This is a genomic window from Vibrio sp. MMH1-50 (genome assembly GCF_022347645.1).
GTDB lineage: Bacteria > Pseudomonadota > Gammaproteobacteria > Enterobacterales > Vibrionaceae > Vibrio > Vibrio harveyi.
In genome coordinates this window covers 106,182-126,822 of sequence record NZ_JAKRGG010000009.1, presented here as the reverse complement: position 1 = coordinate 126,822, position 20,641 = coordinate 106,182, and the positions used below count along the sequence as shown (strand labels likewise).

The 20,641-nt window shown below is 45.4% G+C and carries 21 protein-coding genes and 1 pseudogene; 12 read left to right on the top strand and 10 right to left on the bottom strand.

Annotated elements, in window-relative coordinates; all coding sequences use genetic code 11:
* Window positions 1-3: 3 nt before the first annotated feature.
* From MHO32_RS09695 to MHO32_RS09655, 9 genes are all read left to right on the top strand, one after another.
* Window positions 4-543, top strand: a complete 540-nt coding sequence (locus tag MHO32_RS09695; RefSeq protein ID WP_009696846.1) for a DUF2271 domain-containing protein — start codon at window positions 4-6, stop codon at window positions 541-543.
* A 16-nt stretch (window positions 544-559) separates the two neighbouring features.
* The gene (locus tag MHO32_RS09690) at window positions 560-1,390 is read left to right on the top strand and encodes a DUF4198 domain-containing protein (protein ID WP_005453274.1); all 831 of its coding nucleotides are present in this window, start codon (window positions 560-562) and stop codon (window positions 1,388-1,390) included.
* Window positions 1,391-1,434: 44 nt separating this feature from the next.
* On the top strand, window positions 1,435-1,755 hold the full coding sequence (locus tag MHO32_RS09685; protein ID WP_239211462.1) for a hypothetical protein: 321 nt from the start codon (window positions 1,435-1,437) through the stop codon (window positions 1,753-1,755).
* The gene (locus MHO32_RS09680; RefSeq protein ID WP_005453277.1) at window positions 1,752-2,303 is read left to right on the top strand and encodes a DUF6162 family protein; all 552 of its coding nucleotides are present in this window, start codon (window positions 1,752-1,754) and stop codon (window positions 2,301-2,303) included. Before MHO32_RS09685 ends, MHO32_RS09680 begins: the two co-directional genes overlap by 4 nt.
* A gap of 24 nt (window positions 2,304-2,327) precedes the next feature.
* A complete protein-coding gene (locus tag MHO32_RS09675) occupies window positions 2,328-3,251 on the top strand; it encodes a metal ABC transporter solute-binding protein, Zn/Mn family (RefSeq protein WP_239211460.1) in 924 nt (307 codons plus the stop codon).
* A complete protein-coding gene (locus tag MHO32_RS09670; protein WP_029789612.1) occupies window positions 3,251-3,976 on the top strand; it encodes a metal ABC transporter ATP-binding protein in 726 nt (241 codons plus the stop codon). The genes MHO32_RS09675 and MHO32_RS09670 overlap by 1 nt, the downstream gene beginning before the upstream one ends.
* On the top strand, window positions 3,976-4,851 hold the full coding sequence (locus MHO32_RS09665) for a metal ABC transporter permease (protein ID WP_005453280.1): 876 nt from the start codon (window positions 3,976-3,978) through the stop codon (window positions 4,849-4,851). Before MHO32_RS09670 ends, MHO32_RS09665 begins: the two co-directional genes overlap by 1 nt.
* Before the next feature lie 16 nt (window positions 4,852-4,867).
* The gene (locus MHO32_RS09660; RefSeq protein ID WP_239211501.1) at window positions 4,868-5,737 is read left to right on the top strand and encodes a metal ABC transporter solute-binding protein, Zn/Mn family; all 870 of its coding nucleotides are present in this window, start codon (window positions 4,868-4,870) and stop codon (window positions 5,735-5,737) included.
* A gap of 213 nt (window positions 5,738-5,950) precedes the next feature.
* Window positions 5,951-6,961, top strand: coding sequence for a porin (locus tag MHO32_RS09655; RefSeq protein WP_005453282.1), 1,011 nt, complete (start codon window positions 5,951-5,953; stop codon window positions 6,959-6,961).
* A 74-nt stretch (window positions 6,962-7,035) separates the two neighbouring features.
* Here MHO32_RS09655 and MHO32_RS25900 read toward each other — a convergent pair.
* The 5 genes and pseudogenes from MHO32_RS25900 to speA all read right to left on the bottom strand — a co-directional run.
* A pseudogene (locus MHO32_RS25900) lies at window positions 7,036-7,101 on the bottom strand (zf-TFIIB domain-containing protein); the annotation flags it as partial.
* A 38-nt stretch (window positions 7,102-7,139) separates the two neighbouring features.
* Complete coding sequence (locus tag MHO32_RS09650) at window positions 7,140-9,305, bottom strand: S9 family peptidase (RefSeq protein WP_026000149.1); 2,166 nt, start codon at window positions 9,303-9,305, stop codon at window positions 7,140-7,142.
* Between the two features lie 253 nt (window positions 9,306-9,558).
* Window positions 9,559-10,764, bottom strand: coding sequence for a multidrug efflux MFS transporter EmrD (gene emrD / locus MHO32_RS09645; protein WP_009696852.1), 1,206 nt, complete (start codon window positions 10,762-10,764; stop codon window positions 9,559-9,561).
* A 262-nt stretch (window positions 10,765-11,026) separates the two neighbouring features.
* Window positions 11,027-11,947, bottom strand: coding sequence for an agmatinase (gene speB / locus MHO32_RS09640; protein WP_222327104.1), 921 nt, complete (start codon window positions 11,945-11,947; stop codon window positions 11,027-11,029).
* Window position 11,948: 1 nt separating this feature from the next.
* Window positions 11,949-13,859, bottom strand: a complete 1,911-nt coding sequence (gene speA, locus MHO32_RS09635) for an arginine decarboxylase (protein WP_239211444.1) — start codon at window positions 13,857-13,859, stop codon at window positions 11,949-11,951.
* 336 nt (window positions 13,860-14,195) lie between these two features.
* On the opposite strand from speA, the gene MHO32_RS09630 reads away from it, so the two are divergent.
* The gene (locus tag MHO32_RS09630; protein WP_005453288.1) at window positions 14,196-14,954 is read left to right on the top strand and encodes an MBL fold metallo-hydrolase; all 759 of its coding nucleotides are present in this window, start codon (window positions 14,196-14,198) and stop codon (window positions 14,952-14,954) included.
* A 59-nt stretch (window positions 14,955-15,013) separates the two neighbouring features.
* Here MHO32_RS09630 and MHO32_RS09625 read toward each other — a convergent pair whose 3' ends face one another.
* From MHO32_RS09625 to MHO32_RS09615, 3 genes are all read right to left on the bottom strand, one after another.
* Complete coding sequence (locus MHO32_RS09625) at window positions 15,014-15,442, bottom strand: ATP-dependent zinc protease family protein (protein WP_005432588.1); 429 nt, start codon at window positions 15,440-15,442, stop codon at window positions 15,014-15,016.
* 63 nt (window positions 15,443-15,505) lie between these two features.
* A complete protein-coding gene (rimK, locus tag MHO32_RS09620) occupies window positions 15,506-16,411 on the bottom strand; it encodes a 30S ribosomal protein S6--L-glutamate ligase (protein ID WP_005453290.1) in 906 nt (301 codons plus the stop codon).
* A 323-nt stretch (window positions 16,412-16,734) separates the two neighbouring features.
* Window positions 16,735-17,349 carry a TetR/AcrR family transcriptional regulator gene (locus tag MHO32_RS09615; RefSeq protein ID WP_005453294.1) on the bottom strand — a complete coding sequence of 205 codons (615 nt, stop codon included), beginning with the start codon at window positions 17,347-17,349 and terminating at the stop codon, window positions 16,735-16,737.
* Between the two features lie 155 nt (window positions 17,350-17,504).
* On the opposite strand from MHO32_RS09615, the gene MHO32_RS09610 reads away from it, so the two are divergent.
* The gene (locus MHO32_RS09610; protein ID WP_239211442.1) at window positions 17,505-18,515 is read left to right on the top strand and encodes an MBL fold metallo-hydrolase; all 1,011 of its coding nucleotides are present in this window, start codon (window positions 17,505-17,507) and stop codon (window positions 18,513-18,515) included.
* A gap of 91 nt (window positions 18,516-18,606) precedes the next feature.
* Window positions 18,607-18,954 (top strand): DUF5329 family protein, encoded by a 348-nt coding sequence (locus MHO32_RS09605; RefSeq protein ID WP_239211498.1) that lies wholly within the window; start codon window positions 18,607-18,609, stop codon window positions 18,952-18,954.
* Here the strand turns inward: MHO32_RS09605 and MHO32_RS09600 are convergent.
* Together MHO32_RS09600 and MHO32_RS09595 are read right to left on the bottom strand one after the other, a co-directional pair.
* Window positions 18,919-19,821, bottom strand: a complete 903-nt coding sequence (locus MHO32_RS09600; RefSeq protein WP_009696858.1) for a LysR family transcriptional regulator — start codon at window positions 19,819-19,821, stop codon at window positions 18,919-18,921. The genes MHO32_RS09605 and MHO32_RS09600 overlap by 36 nt on opposite strands.
* Window positions 19,822-20,364: 543 nt before the next feature.
* Window positions 20,365-20,610: a hypothetical protein gene (locus tag MHO32_RS09595; RefSeq protein ID WP_005453301.1), complete on the bottom strand. Its 246-nt coding sequence runs from the start codon at window positions 20,608-20,610 to the stop codon at window positions 20,365-20,367.
* Window positions 20,611-20,641: the final 31 nt, after the last annotated feature.

Here is a 20,641-nt window from a genome sequence, read left to right as displayed (position 1 = left end):
CCTATGTTAAACACAGACCGATTTTTGCGTCGTAACTCATTAAGCAAACTAACACTTATTGCTGCGCTGATGCCTCTTTCGCTTTTTGCTGCCCCCTTGCCTGATCGTGCCAAAGTCGATTTTGAATTCGAGTTGCCAAAAATTGATACATCAATGTACGCCCGTCCTTATGTTGCAGTATGGATTGAAGATGATAAGCGCAAGCCAGTGAAAACCATCCAGTTATGGGTTGGTAAAGATGAATGGCTAAAAGATCTTCGAAGCTGGTGGCGAAAGGTGGGTCGTTATGATCGCGAATTAGTGGACGCCGTGACGTCTGCTACTCGTCCCGCTGGTCAATACCGTTTTATTTGGGATGGCACCAATGATGAAGGTCTGCGACTCGAACAAGGCACTTACACGTTGCATGTTGAAGTGGTACGCGAGCACGGTGGACGGAATTATTTGCGACAAAAGATGCAACTAGCGGACAGCGAAGTTCGTTATCAAATCAAACCAACCCAAGAGACGGGCATGATTACCGTCAACTACCAAGTTAAGTAATAGAGAAGGAATAACGATGAAAACCAAAATGAAAGCGGTGGCACTAGCAAGTGTAATGGCGATGGGGCTAGCAGCTGCAACAACAGCACAAGCGCACCCTCGTTGGGTTTTGCCTTCTCACTTTACAGTATCAAAAGAAGGTGGTGATTGGCTGACGTTTGATGTGACTGCCTCTCACGGTACGTTTGTTTTTGATAAACCAGCGGGCAGCGATCAAGCATTTGTGATCATGCCGGATGGTCGTTCGGAGCGTCCGAACTTTGTTGTTCGTGGTAAACGTCGTTCGATGTTTGATTTCTACTTTGAAGAAGAAGGCACACACAAGGTCGCGATCAACAACCAACCAAGCTACTACACCCAATACAAAGCGGGTCGCCGCGACACAGTTAAGTGGGCGCGAGCAAGCAAAGCTGATCGCGCAAGTGTTATTCCAGAAAAAGCACGTGATGTTGTTACGCAACTGAGCTATACCCGAGCGGAAAGTTACGTGACGGTGGGGATGCCGACAGAAAAAGCGCTGGAAATTGAAGGCAAGCTGCTAGAGATGAAACCGATCACTCACCCATCAGACATCATTGAAGGCGAAGCGGTGACTTTCCAATTCTTCTTTAATGGTGAGCCTCAACAAGGTGTCACAGCCGAAATTACTCGTGAAGGTACCCTTTACCGAAACCACCAAGAACAAATGGATGTCGTGAGTGATAAAGAAGGCAAAATTACGTTTACTCCAGAGGTGGCTGGTCGCTATTTGATGAAAGCCAACTACAAAGGTGAGCTGAAAAACGATCCTCTCGCAGATAAAGCCAGTGTGAATGTTCACCTAACGTTCGAAACGCAATTAAATTAATCAAGTTTAGGCTCAGTGCCCCACTGAGCCATTTTGGATACACCATGAAAAACAGCTCTATTCTTATCGCTTCCGCTCTTTCGGGCGGCTTACTGTCCTTTCAAGCTGTGGCGCACTTTCCATTAATGAGCTGCCATTTAGAACAAGACAAAGTCATCTGTGAAGCAGGTTACTCCGATGGTTCTACCGCAGTGGACTATGACGTTGAAATGTACGATTACGATGACAACTTGATTGCCAAAGTAACCACAGACAAGCGCTCTATCGCTGAGTTCACTCATCCTCAAATGGATTTTTATCTTGTTTTCGACGCAGGGCATGAAAACCCAGTAGAAGTTGATGTGGTTGAGTTGAAAGAGAAATGATCACTCAGAAAATTCGACCGGATAATGGCAGTCGTGAAGGTAAATGGGTGGCATTAACTATCGCCGGCATTCTTGCTGTGTCTGCCGCCTTATTACCCTATCATCAAACCGAAGTTGAGCACGCAAAAGCACTCGAGCATCAAGTGTTGATGACTGACCTAGGGCAAGAAGAGTTGGCAATGGTTGCAGAGCTTAAACTTGCCCATGAGGAAATTCGTGATCTCCACATTGATGAGGGTAAGTGGCCTGAAGTCAGTGAACTTGAAACGTTTTGGCTCGCTCCATTTGTTAAAGACCAAAGTTGGCAGCGCAAAGGTTCTCATCAATGGCAGATGTTGGATGCAGGACTTTATCTTGGCTTGAGACAGGACGATGAAGGTTCAGCTTCGATGCTACTTGATAGCCGTCACGAGCATGCTGATATCTGGTTTTCTACGGCTGTTTCTATCGATATCGAGGACTTAACTCAGCAAAGTCAACGAAAGCTAAGTGGTTGGCAACAAATCGTGTTAACGCCTTCTTCTCCTGCAAGCCCTCATAAGCATTAAGCAATAACCAACATGATAACAACTATGAAGACACGCTCTCTCTTACGTCGAATTCTAACGGCTAGTGCTTTACTGGTCGCTTCCGCTTCAAGTTTTGCCGAAACGCTCAACATTGGTATCACTTTGCAACCTTACTACAGCTATGTAAAAGCGGTGGTCGGTGATAAAGCTGAGATCATTCCTTTGGTCGATGCAGGGTTCAATCCTCATAACTATTTGCCCCAACCCAATGATCTTAAAAGACTGAATCAGATGGATGTGATTGTCGTCAATGGTATTGGGCATGATGATTTTGCTCTGAAAGTTATTCAAGCTGCGCAGCGCGACGATCTGGTGGTGATTGAGGCAAATAAGGAAGTTCCACTATTGCCTGCTATGGGGCAATCCGTTGGTAAAGGCGCAGTGAATCCACATACCTTTGTTGGACTATCCACCACGATTCAAAAGGTTTACACCATTGCCAGTGAGTTGAGCGAACTTGACCCAGAAAACGCAGCTTTTTATCGAAAAAATGCGCGAAAGTACGCAAAAACGTTTCGCCTTTTAAAGCGTGATGCGATGTTGTCTCTAAGGCAGCTAGATACAGCAGGTATGAAGGTCGCAACAACGCACAATGCTTATGGATACATTCTGCAAGAGTTTGGCGTCGATGTAGCCGCGGTAATCGAACCTGCTCATGGCGTAGAGCCAAGCGCTAGTCAGCTACAGGAAACCATCGAGAAGATCCGCCAATCTGGTATTGATGTTCTATTTTACGAGCTAAATATGCCAAATCGTTTTGTTGATACGATCGAAGAAGCGACGGGCGTGAAGCTATATCGCTTTTCTCACATGACGCACGGCGAATACGAAGCCGACAAAGTCGAGGTGGAGATGCGCGACAACGTAGCAACCTTAATAGAGGCGATGAAGTTTGTTGCAAGCAAGCATGAGCAGGAGAAAGCCTAATGCGAGGTCCTTCGATTTCTCTTGATAAAGTCTGCTTGCAGTACGGGGACAACCTTATTCTGCAAGACATTCAGACTTGCTTTGAAGCGGGTCAATGCCATGTGATTATGGGACCAAACGGCGGTGGCAAAACGTCATTATTACGTTCGGTTTTAGGACTTACGCCATTTTCGGGTGACATCTCGGTGCATTGGGTGGAGGCTGAGCAAGCCGGAAAAATTGGTTACGTACCACAAAAAGCCATGTTTGAAGCCAGCTTACCTTTGACGGTCATGGATTTTGTACTGCTTAACCAAACGCGTGTGCCTCTGTTTTGGCGCCGTAAGACCAAGCAAGCTCAACAGGCGTTAGCTCAATTAGAGCGTGTTGGTATGGCAACAAGAAGTGATCGTCGTATGGGACAACTATCTGGCGGTGAGCAACAGCGTGTTCTCTTCGCCCAAGCTCTACTCGATAATCCAAGCTTACTTGTTCTAGATGAACCGACAACGGGTATGGATGAGCAAGGGGTACGTTATCTAGAAGGTTTGATTCATGAAGTGGTAGCAGAAGGTAAAACCGTTCTTGCTGTCCATCATGACGTAACAGCGGTGCGCCGTTTGGATGCGCAGGTGCATGTTGTCAATCGTCAAATCGTCGCTTCGGGGCATCACTCTGAAGTATTGAGTCCTGAGCGTATTGAGTCTCTGTTTAAGCACTACACGGCAAAAGTGGAGGCGGCGTAATGGATTGGTTAAGACAATTTGCCCTCAACGGAGTAGAAGCCGGGTGGCTCAGTGACAGCTTCGCTTATGCGTTTATGGTTAACGCAATTGTTGCAGCGCTAATTCTTGGTCCGTTACTGGGCGGTTTGGGCACCTTGGTCATCGCGAAGCGTTTGGCGTTCTTTTCTGAAGCCGTTGGTCACGCAGCGCTGACTGGTATAGCGATCGGTGTGCTACTTGGTGAACCACCGGAAAATCCATTTATCGGGTTATTCAGCTTCTGCATGATTTTCGCGCTATTGCTGCATTTCGTGCGAAATCGAACCAACGTTCCCTACGATACACTCGTGGGTGTGTTCCTCGCTCTTGCTTTGGCAGTAGGTGCTGCCCTGCTGATGTATGTGGCACGAAAGATCAATATTCATATGTTAGAGAACGTTTTGTTTGGCTCGATCCTGACGGTGACAGACAGAGACATAACGATTCTTGCGGTGAGCTGTTTGATCATTCTATTGTTACTGATTCCGACCTTTAACCGAATCTTACTGACTTGCATTAGCCCTGACATCGCGCGTGTTCGTGGATTCAACACCAGCTTCTATGACTACCTGTTCGTCATGATGATCACGCTCGTGACAATCGCAGCAGTGAAGATTATCGGTGCGGTTTTGGTTGGAGCGTTACTGCTTATTCCGGGGGCGACGGCACGCTTGCTCACTAAGCGAATGGGCAGTTTTGTTTTGCTTTCATCCTTATTGGCTACCGTTGCCTGCTTGGTTGGGACCGTTTTGCCGATGGAACTTGAATTGCCGGTACCGTCTGGCGCCTCAATTATTATTGTCTCTGCTGCGTTTTTCCTAACGGCAACGATCTACCGCATTGTGCGAAAAGCTTAAATCTGGATAACCAATGATGAAGATGAAAAAACAAATCATAACAATGGGCTTGGTTGTGACGAGTACATTTGCACCGTTCTCTTATGGCAAAGATATTATTACCAGCACGCCTGTGACTTACATGTTGTCTGAGCAACTGATGCAAGGCACAGGCATTGAAACCAGTTACTTGCCACCTAAGCGATATGGCGTTGAACGTTTGGTGAACTGGTTTGCAAGTAAAGGTCAACAACAAGCCATTAAAGCCGGGCAGGAGGCGACCGTTGCGATTACGTTGGGTGCTATTTGGCATCAAGACCCAACTTTTGTTTATGCTCGTCAGGGGAACATTCGCTTGATTGAGATTGACGCGTCTCAGGCGATATCTCCAAGAGCACCGGGCGTTGCGGCACTGACGTTAGACAATGGTGATACATCTAAGTATGCGTGGATGAATCCTACTAACTTAATTCGAATGGCTGCGATCGTGGGTGAGGATCTACAAAAGGTTTATCCTCAATATCAAGCTCAAATAGAAAAGAACCAGCAAGCGTTGATGTTAGAAGTACGTGAGCTGATTAATCAACAACAGGACGTTATCTTTGCGAAAGAGATTGATTCAGTGGTCTTGCTAGGGGAATCATTAGAGGATTTTGCGTCTGGAAACCAACTGTTCGTTGTTGATCGTCAATTCAAGCCTGAACTGGAATGGTCAGAAGCAGAGAAACTGTCTTTAAAAGCTCAGTTTGAAGAAGATAAAACTCTGTGGCTAATTACAGATAAAAGACCCTCAAAACAGCTACAATCGGTTATTTCACCAGATCGCATACTGCAAATTGACGTCATTGATCGTTGGGGGAGTAAAGGAATAAAAACTGAGAAACCACTCGCGCGCTGGCAGTTGTAACACGAAAAACACCACAAAAATTATGAAGGGGACTGAAAAGTTCCCTTTTTTTATGTGGGTCTGATCAAATTTTGAGCGATTAATTGGATTGGTTGCATATAATTTATTTGTTTCATTTATGTTTCATTACTACGTTGTATGTGTTCGTTGTGTTGAAAATTTTTGTCTTGCTGTCGTAACGAACCGGTATAAACAACTATATGGATGTTAAAAATGAAAATGAAAACTCTAGCCGTTGCAGTGGCGGCACTAGCATGTGGTTCTCAGGCTTTCGCAGCTGAAGTTTACAATAGCGAAGGCACATCTCTTTCTATCGGCGGCCACGTTTCAGTGGGCGTTGGTGAGTACTTTGAGGAAGATGTTCGCATTCATGACGTATCTCCTCGTATCAATGTGGGCGGCAAACAAGACATTGGTAATGGTGTGACAGTTGATGCCAAGGGTGAATGGTCTATCAAATTACTGGACGGGGGCGCGAGCTCGTTCAACACACGTTTGGGCTACATTGGTGCAACGCATGAACAGTTTGGTCGCGTGGTAGCGGGTACACAATGGTCACCATATTACGATGTAGCTGGTGTTGCGGATTTACCAATCGCGTTTGCCAACGACTTCTTGTATGCAGACCAATATAATTTAGGTTCCGCTCGTGCTGAGCGAATGCTGAGCTACCGTAAAGGTTTTGAGTTCGGTGAAGGCTTTGGATTTAACCTCGGTCTTGGCTGGCAAGGCGAACATGATGAATACGATGCTCGTGGTCAGATTGCAGTGAGCACAAGCCTTGCCGGATTTGGTCTTGGTTACGTATACAGTGGCGGTGACCGTGACATCGGTTCTAAATCAGAATCAGCGACATCTCATGTCTTCTCTGCTAACTACGGTAAGTACGGTTCAGGTCTGTATGCGGCAATCGTATATGGTATGAATGATTATTTCTTTGATTACAAATTCCCAGGCGCAGCAACTTCTGTTCTTTATCAAGAAACGGTACAACTTGAAGGTCTATTAGCCTACGGGGTGAATGATTGGACGTTCAGTGTGAACTACGAAGCGGTAGAAAATGATAAAGACAGCAAGACTCTATACAGTGAAGCAGCGTTACAAGCTGAGTACGCAGTTACGCCTTCATTCTATACCTTTGCTGCTTATGAATTTGACCTCGGAAATGACTACAACGTGGAAGAGAACGACTACTGGACAATCGGTGCTCGTTACTACTTCTAATCAATAGGACAGTTTCTACTGCCTAAACACATTTATTGTGTTGACGCCTATTCGCTGTGAATAGGCGTTTTTCTTCAAATAGACTGAGAGTCAACAAAAATGCCCGCACAATGCGGGCATTTTTTAGTGGATAACCCCTGTTATAAAAATGTGTGTAACACTTTTTAGGACGCCAGGTTTACTTTGTCTCTAAAAGATCAAGGAAGAAAGCGTACTCCAGGGCGTCTTCTTTTAATCGCTTGAATCGACCTGACGCACCACCGTGACCAGCTTCCATATCCGTTTTGAATAGCAAGACATTGTCATCGGTCTTCATCTCGCGGAGTTTTGCTACCCACTTCATCGGTTCAAAGTATTGAACTTGTGAGTCATGCAAACCCGTCGTCACTAGCATGTTCGGGTAATTCTGAGCCTTCACATTGTCGTACGGCGAGTAGCTCAGCATGTAGTCGTAATACGTTTTATCATTTGGATTACCCCATTCATCGTATTCGTTGGTCGTTAGAGGAATCGATTCATCCAACATGGTCGTTACGACATCAACAAAGGGAACGTGCGCGCCAATACCACGGTAGAGATCCGGTGCTTGGTTAATGATCGCACCCATTAATAGACCACCGGCAGAGCCACCAACCGCAAACACTTTGTCTTTTGCGCCGTAGCCTTCTTCAACAAGCCCTTTTGTTACGTCAATAAAGTCATTAAAGGTATTTTGCTTAGTGAGTTTTTTGCCATCTTCATACCAAGGGCGTCCAAGCATTTCTGAGCCGCGAATGTGAGCGATAGCGTACACGAATCCGCGGTCAAGTAAGCTGAGGCGGGTTGAACGGAACGTTGGTTCAATTGTTGATCCGTAAGAGCCGTAGCCGTACTGGTAGATTGGATTGGTCCCGTCTTTCTTAAACAGATCCTTGCGATAAACCAATGATACTGGCACTTGCTTTCCATCACGAGCGGTTACCATGATGCGCTCTGATTGATAGTTATCCGCATCGAAATCGCCTAGCACCGGTGTTTGCTTCATTATTTCAGATTCACCCGTATTCAGGTCGAAATCATAGTAAGTACCAGGTGTGGTTAGGCTGCTGTAGTAGATACGAACTTTAGAATTATCGAGTTCATAGTTGCCTGTTAGATAAGCAGCAAACGCGCTGTCGTTAAATTCAAGTGGGAACTCTTTGCCCGTTGATAGCTGGCGGATTTTAACTGTTGATAGACCATTCGCGCGTTGCTCGTACACAAGGTGGTCATCAAACAAGTCGAAATCGACAAGTTGAGTATTGTCGTCTGCTGGGATGACATCGACCCATTTAGAACGATCATGCATCTCTTCTGCTTTGACTTTCATTAAACGGAAGTTTACTGCTTGATAGTTTGTGTAGATGTAGTACCAATCACCTAATTTAGCGATGCTGTACTCAATGCCTGTTTCTCGTGGGTAGAAAGCTTCAGCTTTTGCGTTTGGATTGTTGGCGTCAATGACTGATACACCACTCGTTTCGGTGCTTGAGTGCCAAATGTACACTTGCTCGTCATCTTTACTTTTACTCAAGTAAGTGTAGTAAGCACTGTCGGTTTCTTCGTAAATCAGTTCATCGCTCTTTTGCGGAGTGCCTAGTACGTGACGGTATACTTGATAACCAAGCAGTGTTTGTGGATCTTTCTTGATGTAATAGAAAGCCTTGTTGTCGTTTTGCCATGCGATAGCACTCGACGCACCTTCAATTTCATCTTGTAGATATTCGCCGGTATTAAGATCTTTGATTTTGATGGTATAAACACGACGGCTTAACGTATCTTCACCGTAAGCCAGCAAGTTCTCATTTGGGCTCACATATAAGCCTCCAGTGCTAAAGAACTCGTGCTCTTTCGCCAGTTCATTTACATCTAGGATGACTTGCTTGTCTTTGCCTGCAAAGTCTTTCGCACGCATGTGCACTTCGTATTCGTTATCGCCTGTTACTTCATTTGAATAGAAGTAGTTACCTCGACGTACTGGTACTGAGTTATCGTCTTTCGCAATACGACCTTTGATCTCTTCGAATAATTGCTCTTGTAGTGCTTCAGTATGTTTTAGAACGGTTTCTGCATACTGATTTTCTTGCTCAAGATGTTGCAAAATCTCTGGGTCTTGGCGCTCATCATCGCGCATCCAATAGTAGTTATCGATTCGGGTGTCACCATGAATCGTCATTGCATGTGGCACTTTTTTAGCAACAGGTGCTTGAGTTTGTTGAGCAACGAGTTGAGATTGAGAGTAATGGTTCATGGTTGGTATTCCTTGATTGCTGCATCCGGCGACAAGCGCGACCGATACGGCCAACGTAGTTAAAGTGAAACGCATCTGTGTGTCCTTATTGTGTACCTTACTCTTGTTGTATCGCCATTCTTTTATTTAAGAGTTAAAGCACAGGTTTCTTCCAATGAATGTTGAATGGCAAATCTATAAATGTGTGTAAGCAACTGTTCTTTTTAGCAAAGATTTACAGGGATGTTAAATGTAAATGCTGGTGGATGAGAACTGGAGGGCAAGATGCGTGCAACAAAAAAGGGACACACTTTTCAGCATGTCCCTTTTGAGTGATGAGCGGCAGGTTTTAAATTGCCAATGGCATTTCGTTTGAATGGTCGTGCTTGCGATTAACCCAACGTAGACCAAGCATGGCGATGATCGACATTGCCATCATCAGACAGCCAAGTGGCATTTGGTCTTGCGCTGGGAAGAAGGAAGCCAATAGCGTTGCGATGCCTGCGCCTAGGTTTTGCATACCACCCAAAATGGCACCGCCAGTGCCTGCGTGGTATGGGAACGGTGAAAGTGCGCCGGTAGTTGCCGCTGGGAACAAAATGCCTGCACCCAAGAAGTAAATGGTTGCACCGCCAATCAGAGTCAACGCCGTTGTTAGACCAAACAGACCCGGAATCAATACCACTGCTGAGCCAATTAAGATAGCCACTAGACCAACATTCAAAGCACGGCGCTCAGAACGGCGTTGTGCAATATAGCTCGATAGACCAGCACCGACTAAGTAACCCGGTATCGGCAAGACAAATAGCAAGCTGACCGTGGTTGCTGGCAAGCCAAGTACACCACCCAACAACACACCTGCTGCTGCTTCAAATACTGCAACGCCTGCAAACGTGGCAACCAATACCAATAAGAAGCCTTGGAAGCGTTTGTCTGATAGTACGAACTTGTAGCTCTTCGCAACAGATTCATGTTTGCGGCGCTCTTTAGGCAAGGTTTCCATCATGCTTGTCATCATGGTGATCACAACGGCAATACCGAATAACGCAAGAAATAGGTAGCTAGATCGCCAGCCGAATGCTTCGGTTAGATAACCGCCCAATACTGGTGCGATCAATGGCGAAAAAATCACACACATACTGATCAAGCTGTTTGCGCGGTGCAGTTCAGCGCCCTCAAAGCAGTCACGAGTCAGTGTACGAGACATAGCTCCGCCACAGCCAATACCCAAACCTTGGATGAAGCTGCCTGCTAGAAACCATTCGTACTCATGAGCAAACAGCGCTACCAAAGTACCAAGAATGTAGATGATCAAACCCGCAATGATGATTGGCTTACGACCAAGGCGATCGGACAGCGTGCCGTATACAAACTGCGATAGACCGTAAGGGATCAGGTAACACGCCATCACAGCTTGAAGTGAAGACGCTGATACCAAGAACTCACCCGCCATATGACCGATAGAAGGCACGTACATCGTTTGAGTCATTTGACCTACGGCAGTCAGAATTGCGATTAAAAAGGTAAGTTTCGCTAATGGAAACGAGGCGGACATTTGCGTATCTCTCCAGAAATTTAAGACGTAAAAAGCCTTAGCGCTCCATATAGGAGAGCCAAATAAACAAAGTAATTAGGGAATCTAGGCGCGAGATATTAGAGCTTGAGTGCGGACTTAGCAATCAAAAAGTGTGAAGTTGAGCAAGATAAAAATCTATGATTTGGATTAGAAAATCTAATCTATTTTTGTTGGGTGATGAAAACGAAAAAGGGAGCCGAAGCTCCCCTTGAAATACTGCGCTCATTTAGAACAACTTTCGTTATTCGCGACCTGAAGCGTAGGCGTAAAGCAACTCAAGTGCGATAGTTGCGCCAGCCAAGGCCGTTACATCGCTGTGGTCGTAAGGAGGTGAGACTTCCACCACGTCCATACCTACGATGTTCATGCCAGCGAAACCACGAATGATCTTCAGAATTTTATCTGAGTTCAGGCCGCCACAAACTGGTGTACCTGTACCCGGTGCAAACGCCGGATCCAGACAGTCGATGTCAAAAGTGACATACACAGGCTTATCCGCAACCGTGCGACGAATCTCTGTCAGTATCTCTTCTACCGACATGTCGTTTGCTTGCATCGCGTTGATGACATTGAAGCCGTGATCTTGTTGGTCATATTCAGTACGAATACCAATTTGAACTGAGTTCTTCGCAGAAATCAGACCTTCTTTTGGCGCATGGTAGAACATAGTTCCGTGGTCGTAAGAACTGCCATTTGCGTAAGTGTCAGTGTGCGCATCGAAGTGAATCAATGCCATTTGACCATGGTGTTTTGCGTAAGCACGTAGGATCGGTAGCGTGATGAAGTGGTCACCACCCAAGCCTAGCATTGTCTTACCGCTCTTTAGAATCTCACTTGTTGCCGCTTCTAGACGGTAAGTGAAATCTTCTGCGTCACCACAATCGAATACAAGGTCACCTGCGTCGATCACTTTCAATTTATCAAATACGTTGAAGTCCCAAGGGAACTTCTTGCCTTCCCAAGCAAGGTTTACTGACGCACGACGGATCGCATCTGGTCCCATACGCGCACCAGGACGACCAGAAGTCGCCATGTCCAGAGGAACCCCTAGCACCACAACGTCTGCGTCTGCCGATACTGGATTTTTGATGTACGGTCGACGTAGAAACGACATAGAGTTGGAGTAAAGCGAATAATCGGTTTTCGTAAACAAATCATTCATATCAGAAGTCCTCTAAATAGGTGTAGCCTGCCAAACCTTGTTCCAGTTCAGCTAGGATTTGTTCTTGTTCACTGGTTTCAACTCGTTCTGAAACCAATTGTTTGTAATTGTCACGAATCGCATCTACGTCGATGTGAACGTAGCGCATCATGTCTTCTACGCTATCACCTTCGTTGATGTAGCTGATCTCGAATTGACCGTCTTCATCAACATTGACTACTGCACTGTGGGTATCACCAAATAGGTTGTGCATGTCACCAAGGATCTCTTGGTATGCGCCTACTAGGAAGAAGCCCATTAGGTACGGTTTGTCTTTGCTCCATGCTGGTACTGGTAGCGTGCTCTCAATGCCTTGACCATCAACATAGTGATCAATCGCGCCATCGGAGTCACAAGTGATGTCCAACATCACCGCACGACGCTCTTCCACATCCCCAAGACCAGAAAGCGGTAAAACAGGGAATACCTGATCAATACCCCATGCGTCTGGTAGGGATTGGAAAAGAGAGAAGTTCACGAAGAACTTGTCCGCAAGACGTTCGCTCAACTCATCCAAAATAGGACGGTGGAAACGGTTCTTGGTACTCATTTGACGACTTAGCTCGAAGTAAATACGCAGAGACAGTTGTTCTGCCCACGCACGTTGCTCAAGGTTCAGTACGCCAGTAGCGAATTGCGAGTGAACCTCGGCCAAATCGCTTTGGGTATCATTGTAAATTTCAATTAATGCACGTGCATCGGTACCATCCTGCAGGTTTTCCCAACTACGCCACATGTTTTGTAGCAAGATTGGTGCATCTTCTGCAGGTTCGAATACTTCTTCCGGCTGGTATGTTTCAGTACCAATGACGTTAGAAATCAACACAGCGTGATGAGCGGTTAGAGAACGACCCGATTCAGAGATGATCACTGGCATCGGTTGGTCGTAGTGCTGACAGACATCGCCGACCGTATTCACGATGTTACGCGCATATTCTGCAAGACCGTAGTTCATCGAGTTCGAAGATTGGCTGCGTGTGCCGTCGTAGTCTACTGCTAAACCGCCGCCAACATCGAAGTAATCAATGTTTGCACCCATGGCACGTAATTCACAGTAGAAACGTGCGGATTCATTCACACCATTGCGTACGTCACGGATGTTTGCCATCTGTGAGCCAAGGTGAAAGTGAACCAATTGCATGGTATCTAGCTTGTCTTCGTGTTTTAGACGATCAATCACGCTCAATACTTGTGATGCCGATAGACCAAACTTCGATTTCTCACCGCCGCTTGCTTGCCACTTACCTGCACCTTGAGATGCAAGGCGGATACGCAAGCCAAGACGTGGAGTTACACCCAAGCTTTTCGCTTCTTCAAGTACTAGATCAAGCTCAGATAGCTTCTCTAGTACGATAAATACTTTGTGACCTAGCTTTTCACCGATCAGTGCTAGACGCACATATTCACGGTCTTTGTAGCCATTACACACGATCACGGAGCTGCCTTGTTGAGCCAATGCCAGTACCGCCAATAGTTCTGGCTTGCTGCCTGCCTCTAGACCCAGCTGTTTATTTTCTAGCTGCGCTTGGCTCGCTAAGATTTCATCAACCACTTCACGCTGTTGGTTTACTTTAATTGGATACACCAACAGGTATTTGTTTGGATATTGGTATTCTTCAATTGCTTGGTTGAAAGCTTGGCAAATGCCATGCACGCGTTGGTGCACGATTTGCGGGAAGCGCACTAGCACAGGCAGGTTCAACTGCTTAGCTTCTAGCTCTTTTACAATCGCACTGAAAGGGATTTGGTGTGCACGGTCACTACGAGGAGATACGTAAACCTCGCCTTGGTCATCAATTCCGTAGAAGCCTTGGCTCCAGTAGTGAACGTTGTAGTCCGCGCGGATGCGGTCTAATTTAGTTGCTTTTTCCAACTCGATTCTCACAAAAATGTATTTAAACCCTCGCTGAAATAGGAGGAGGAAATACAAAAAAGCAAATCATGAGGCGCTAACCTCATACCCTGACACGAACTCCGTGTGCGCGCATTAACGGATAAAACCCAATCAGAGTCTAATGATTAAAATTTGTTCTTTCGATTAACAACTGTTGTCGAGTCGCGGTGTAAACATTTATTTAACAGAGTGTCCATTCTGCTGTTATAGTTGGTCTGACCAGTAAGGATTTGGTCGCAGAAAAACAAGAATAAAGACCCAACAAAACAAGGATATGTTTTGCAGCTGCATAGAATTCAGGGATACATCCAAACCATGTATCTCGCCGAGTATCCAGACAAGTTAATGTTGCTTGATGGCGCCAGTCGAGCCGATATTCCACACCTCAAAGATTTTATTGAGCATCAGCTTAATCGTTCGTTCACCGACTTAAAAATGGTGGTGGTCACGCATATGCATCCTGACCATGCGGGGGCTGCGCACAAGTTGCGAGAGCTTACGGGGTGCCAGATCTTAGCTGCGAAACGAGACACTCATTGGTATGGCGGCTTTGATGGTTGGTTGATGCATTTGACCGATTTGATTTTGGCGCGTTGGATGGCGAATCGAATGCGTAAACCAAAGCGGAATCTATGGTATTCGCGAAAACTAAGACCAGATATTGAGCTGGTGGATGGTGACGCCGTGCCTGGATTTTCTGATTGGCAAATATTGGAAACCCCCGGACATACTGATAGAGACTTATCGGTTTTTCATGCTGAGCAGGATGTGCTTTATGTCGCGGATTTAATGGTGCAGGTAAAAAGCCATTTGATTGCGCCGTTTCCTATTTTTCATCCCAACCAATATCGCCGGTCGTTAAAGCGAGTTTTTGAGATGAATCCGAGTTGTTTATTGGCCGCACATGGTGGTGAAGTTGAGTTTGATGAAGATGCTTATCAACACATCATCAATACCGCGCCGGTTAGACCCATTACGCATTGGCGAGTGACGAAGATAAAACTTAAAGGGTTAATGCGCTCTGTACTGAGAAGTAAGAATATGAAAGAGGAGAATGGCGAAAAGGACAGCTAGAAAAGTACAGAAGAGCCAGATGAGCGACCACGGAGTTCGCTCATCTGAAGCTACGGGGATTATGGAGCCAATAAGTGAGATTGGCTCGGGTCTACCAGAACTTTGTCTGCCATACCCTGACGACCTAGCAACATCATGTAGGTCATCTTTTCACGGTTAGTCAGCGTGATGTCGATAGGCCACTCTTGGTCGCCCATGCGTAGCATCGTTGTGATCACGCAGCGGTGTTCGAACGTTCCGTTTGATGATTTCACCTTGCGGTTCGCCTTCAGTGGAGCTTTACAGCGAACCACTTGTTCTAAGTGGTAAACATCTGGGTGTAGATCGAATTCTACGTATGACTGACCGTCTTGCTCAGTGCACTCTAGATTATCTACGTGCAGAGAAGAAGTCTGTGCGCCTGTATCAATACGCGCTTCAAGGTGAGTAATCCCTAACTCAGGTAAGCAAATTGCTTCGGCGTTCCCAATGATCATTTTCTGATTCATAGTGTCATCCTAGCGATGAGTGATAAAGAGAGCCTAGTCTATAGGCTCCCACTCAAACAATTATCAGCCTTTACCGCGAGTACGGTTAGCGTTTGGTTTTGCGTTCTTCTCGATGAAGTCGAAGATCATACCTGCAACGTCTTTATCTGTTGCAGTTTCGATACCTTCAAGACCTGGAGAAGAGTTCACTTCCATCACAACAGGACCGTTTTTCGATTGAAGAATATCAACACCACATAGGTTGAGACCCATGACTTTCGCTGCGTTGATTGCGGTTGCACGCTCTTCTTTGGTTAGTTTCACTAGCTGAGCAGAACCTCCGCGGTGAAGGTTAGAGCGGAACTCACCTTCTTTTGCTTGACGTTTCATTGCTGCGATAACCTTGTTACCTACAACGAAGCAGCGGATATCCGCACCATTTGCTTCTTCAATGAACTCTTGCACCATGATGTTCGCTTTTAGACCCATGAATGCTTCGATAACGCTTTCTGCCGCTTTCGTTGTTTCAGCAAGTACAACACCGATACCTTGAGTGCCTTCAAGTAGCTTGATAACCAATGGTGCGCCACCAACGTTTTTGATCACGTCTTGAATGTTATCAGGGTGGTGAGCAAAACCAGTACGAGGCAGACCAATACCTTTGCGTGATAGCAACTGCATAGAGCGTAGCTTGTCACGAGAGCGGCTGATTGCTACTGACTCGTTCACACAGAATGTGCCCATCATTTCAAACTGACGTACAACCGCAGTTCCGTAGAAAGTGATAGATGCACCAATGCGAGGAATAACCGCGTCATACTTTGGCAATTCTTCACCCATGTAACGAATCTTAGGGTTGTTACTCGTAATATCCATATAACAGTGCAGAGTATCGATCACATCAACTTGATGTCCGCGCTCTTCACCCGCCTGCTTTAGGCGCATGGTTGAATATAGATTCTCATTACGAGAAAGAATAGCAATACGCATGGCAATTCCTTAGTAAGTCAGTACCAAATTAAAAATATAAATATAGAGTATAGTGAGTGGGTTTAATTGATGTGACAGAATCCACTCGCTTCAACGATTTAGAATTGTGGTTGGACAACCACGTCGTCAGAGGTGCGCACCTTAGGGCGTTTTCTCATGAGATGAAAACGAAAAAATATCGTCGATACGACAAAAATAATTTATCGAACTCTCGCGCCTTGCTGTGTGCGACTGTCAAGGGCGAGAAAAAGAAAATTGAGTCAAAAATTCATCATTTTTCGATGTGAGAAAACTAAAAAAAGCGGCTATTTGACCGCTTTACTTTAGTTGTTTTTATAGTGACTTAAGAAGAGTTCAGCCGTTTGGGTGGCTAGCGCTCTGGACTCTTCCTCTGTTAAAGAAGCACGCATCCCCATTAACTGTGGCCAGAATGCACTGCCTTTAAGTAAGTTATGTAGCTGAATGCTTGCCACATCCACATCTTCGATCTTAAGCGCGCCGTTTTGGGCATGTTCGGTGAGCCAACGATGTAACGCGGTTTCTTGTTTTGACATGCGTTCAGCTTGTTCTTTGAGATCTTCCGGCTTAAACAAAAAGTGTCCAAACGCGACTTTTGCTAATTCAATATAGTTAGGTTCCGTCACGACGACGATCTCACTGTAGAGCAATTCAATCAATTGCTGTTTCAGCGGCAGTGTGGGTAAACGCTCAATATCGCTGTCCATCATTGATGAGCGCCAAAGCTCCGTCAGCAACTCGGTCACGATCGCCTCTTTAGAAGGGAAGTGATTATAGACGGTTCGCTTTGATACTTGAGCGATTGAAGACAGCTTATCCATGCTGGTGTTTTGCACCCCAAATTCTTGAAACGCTTGTTTCGCCGCGCAGAGAATCGCTTCTCTTTTGGTCTCGCTACGACTTTTTCTTTTTACATTCATAAACTTGTTAAGTTAGGAAGATCATTTCTGGATCTATTTTACACTAAGTAGTTTACTTTTGATAATTTGAATGTAAACTGCACCGTGTAGTTTACTTTTGTTCGGGTTTACTTTTTATGAAAAAAACTTTGCTAGCCACAGTAGGAGCGTTCGCGATGGGTACATCAATGATTTCTTGTTCTAATGTTGATACTGAAAAAGCGCCAACATACCCGGACAAATTTGCAAACACCGAGTTGGAATACAAAAGCAGTTTGGGCGATATGTTCGGTATCATGAAAGCTTATTTCACAACTGAGCGTGCGAATCCAACCCCAACAATTGAAATTCCAGTGCATGCGATGACTGCGACACAACTACTAGAAGAACAAGATGACGTCATATACCGTCTTGGTCATTCGAGCGTGTTGATGAAGCTTGATGGTAAGTTGGTGATGACCGATCCTGTCTTTAGTGACCGAGCATCTCCTGTCCAATGGGCAGGACCAAAGCGTTTCCACCAAACACCAATCACTTTGCAAGATTTGCCAAGTATCGATGTCGTGGTGATCAGCCATGACCATTACGACCATCTAGATAAAGCCTCGATTAAAGAGCTTGGTGACAAGGTTGGAACTTTCTTGGTGCCTTTGAAAGTGGGGCAATTACTGGTGAACTGGGGCGTGCCTAAGGAGAGAGTGGTCGAGCTAGATTGGTGGGAGTCACATTCTGTCGACGGTATTGAATATACACTGACTCCGACTCAGCACTTCTCTGGTCGAGGTTTGACAGACCGCGATACGACGCTGTGGGGCAGTTGGGTTATCAACGCACAGCAAAATAAAGTGTTCTTTAGCGGTGACTCAGGTTACTTCAATGGCTTTAAAGAGATTGGTGAAAGGTACGGTCCATTCGATTTCACAATGATTGAAACGGGCGCATACAATGACCTTTGGTCAGATATTCACATGTTCCCGGAGCAGAGCGTCCAGGCACACATTGATGTGCAGGGTAAAGTGATGATGCCAATTCATAACAGTACATTTGATTTGTCAATGCACGATTGGAATGAACCAATGCAACGTGCGTTAGACATCAGTGAAGAACGTGGTGTGACTTTAGTTAGCCCTGAGATTGGGCAACGTTTGGCGCTTGCTGAGCCTCAGCCAGTTAAGGCGTGGTGGTAATAATTGCCGAGCTAAACAGCTGAATAGTTAAGCCACTTATTAGTAGTTACTTGGTAGTAGTTACGTGGTCAGGGATAAGGATAAAGCTATGATGAAAGCAAAGTGGTCGTTGCTACTTACATTAAGTATTCTGCCTACCTTTGCATTAGCAGAGGTAGAGGAAGATATCTCGACGTTGATAAAACGAGTTGAGCAATCCTATTGCACCTTTATCCGTAACGGCAAGGCGTATACCAATCGCGAGGCGGCAGAACACATGCGCAACAAATGGGATTATGCCAAAGATGACGTTGATTCTGTGGATGTGTTTATAAAAGAGCTGGCGTCAAAGAGTTGGTTATCTGGCAAGCCATATTGGGTGGATTGCCAAGATAAGCGTATTACTAGTGAAGAATGGCTGACATCATTGATGAACAGCAGTACCGATCACATTCAATAAGACCTGCTTGATGGTTTGGTAGCGCAGTGGCAATGTGCGGCTGCGTTTTCTAACCAAAAATAAATCTTCATATACCGGTTGCTTTAATTCGGCGACATATAACTCTTCTCTTAATGCAAAGCTCTCCACCGCACTGCGCGGTAAAACGGTAAAGCCGAGTCCTTTACTCACTGGCAGTAAGATCTGGCTTAACTGGTTGACGTACCCGGATAACGGCATGTCGCTGACTTTGATCTCTTTTAGTAAGGGTTCGGCGCATTGATCGAAAAATAGCGTCATGTAATGTTCAGCATCTGGGTGACCAATCACACCACAGCTTTTCAGTAACTCCGGTGTGAGCGTTTTTCCTCGGTAGGATTTAGGTAAGATCAAACATAAAGTCTCTCGACCAATTTGTTCGCTTTGGAACACGCTTTTATTTGGTGAGTAGGTTACGATGCCCATATCAATTCGACCCTCAGCAACGCCATTAAGAATAGATTGGTTGGGCGCAGCTTCTAGGTGAATCGATAAGCCTTTATGTTGTTTCTGTTTTTCAAGGAGCGGATCAAACAGCATCAAGGCAAGCGCACCAGAGCATGCGAGTTTGCAGTATCCAGCATGTGGATCATCAAAGCTCAAATCTTCTAGTAGGCTTTTTTCTTTTTCTTCAAGTTCTAGCGCGTAGGCATACACCATGCGCCCTTGCTCCGTAAGTTCAAAGCTTTTGTTCTCGCGCTTAATCAATGGGTGCTGACAAGCTTGCTCCAGCTTTTTAATGTGCTGGCTGACACCGGGTTGAGTCATATAAAGCTTTTCTGCCGTCTGCGTAAAGTGACCGACTTCAACTAGTGTTTTGAATGTGTGTAACCAAACTGGATTCAGCATAGGGCGTCGTTTGCTCGATGTTTATTAAAGAAAGCGTCTATCAGAGAATGAATCTGCTAAAGAAATTGCTGAAATAATAGCATGATGCAAGACCGAACGTAGAGAGGAGCATAAATGACGGGCAAAATAAAACCCCGCCTGGTTTCCCAGACGGGGCTTATTCTTTTTCGCAGCAATCCGGCTACTAATAGGTGCTCCCTGCATCTATCCTTGATTGTGGCTAAGTCCTTTAACCGAGTTCCTTGTTCATCGCCTTCCTAGCGGTGTCCATTCTTGCCTATCATCCTGACGGGCGAACTCTATCCTAGAGCTTAACTACATCCTTGCTGATAACTCATCCTAAGCTACCAAATCTTCTTCCTGAAGATACCCAATCCTTTAGGCTTTTTTCCTGTTCCCGCCAACATCCTGTCGACATGTTTAGTATTGTTGTTTTGCTGATTACTCTCAATCAGCTAGGTAAAAAAACTTTGGCAGCGAATATTGCTTAAAAAAGGATAATTAATAATTTTCAATTAGTTAGGTTTATTGGTTGATTTGTTCTTAGTCAAAAATGGTCTTTTTACTTACATCGCTTGTGAGAGATCTCGCACAAGGTGTCGAGCGAATGTACGAATCGGTGTCTTTTTCGTCTTGTTTAAGAGTTTGCTCAAGATCACAACTCGAGTTGTAGCCATAAGATTTAGCGACAGTGTCGGATGAAATTCCCATCTCTTTTACTGCAAATATTGCCCATTCATCACGAGTTTTCTGCATGATCTGACGCAGCTTAGTTTTGAAGTTACTCATAACAGCTCCTTGGTTTGCCTTCTTTTCAACG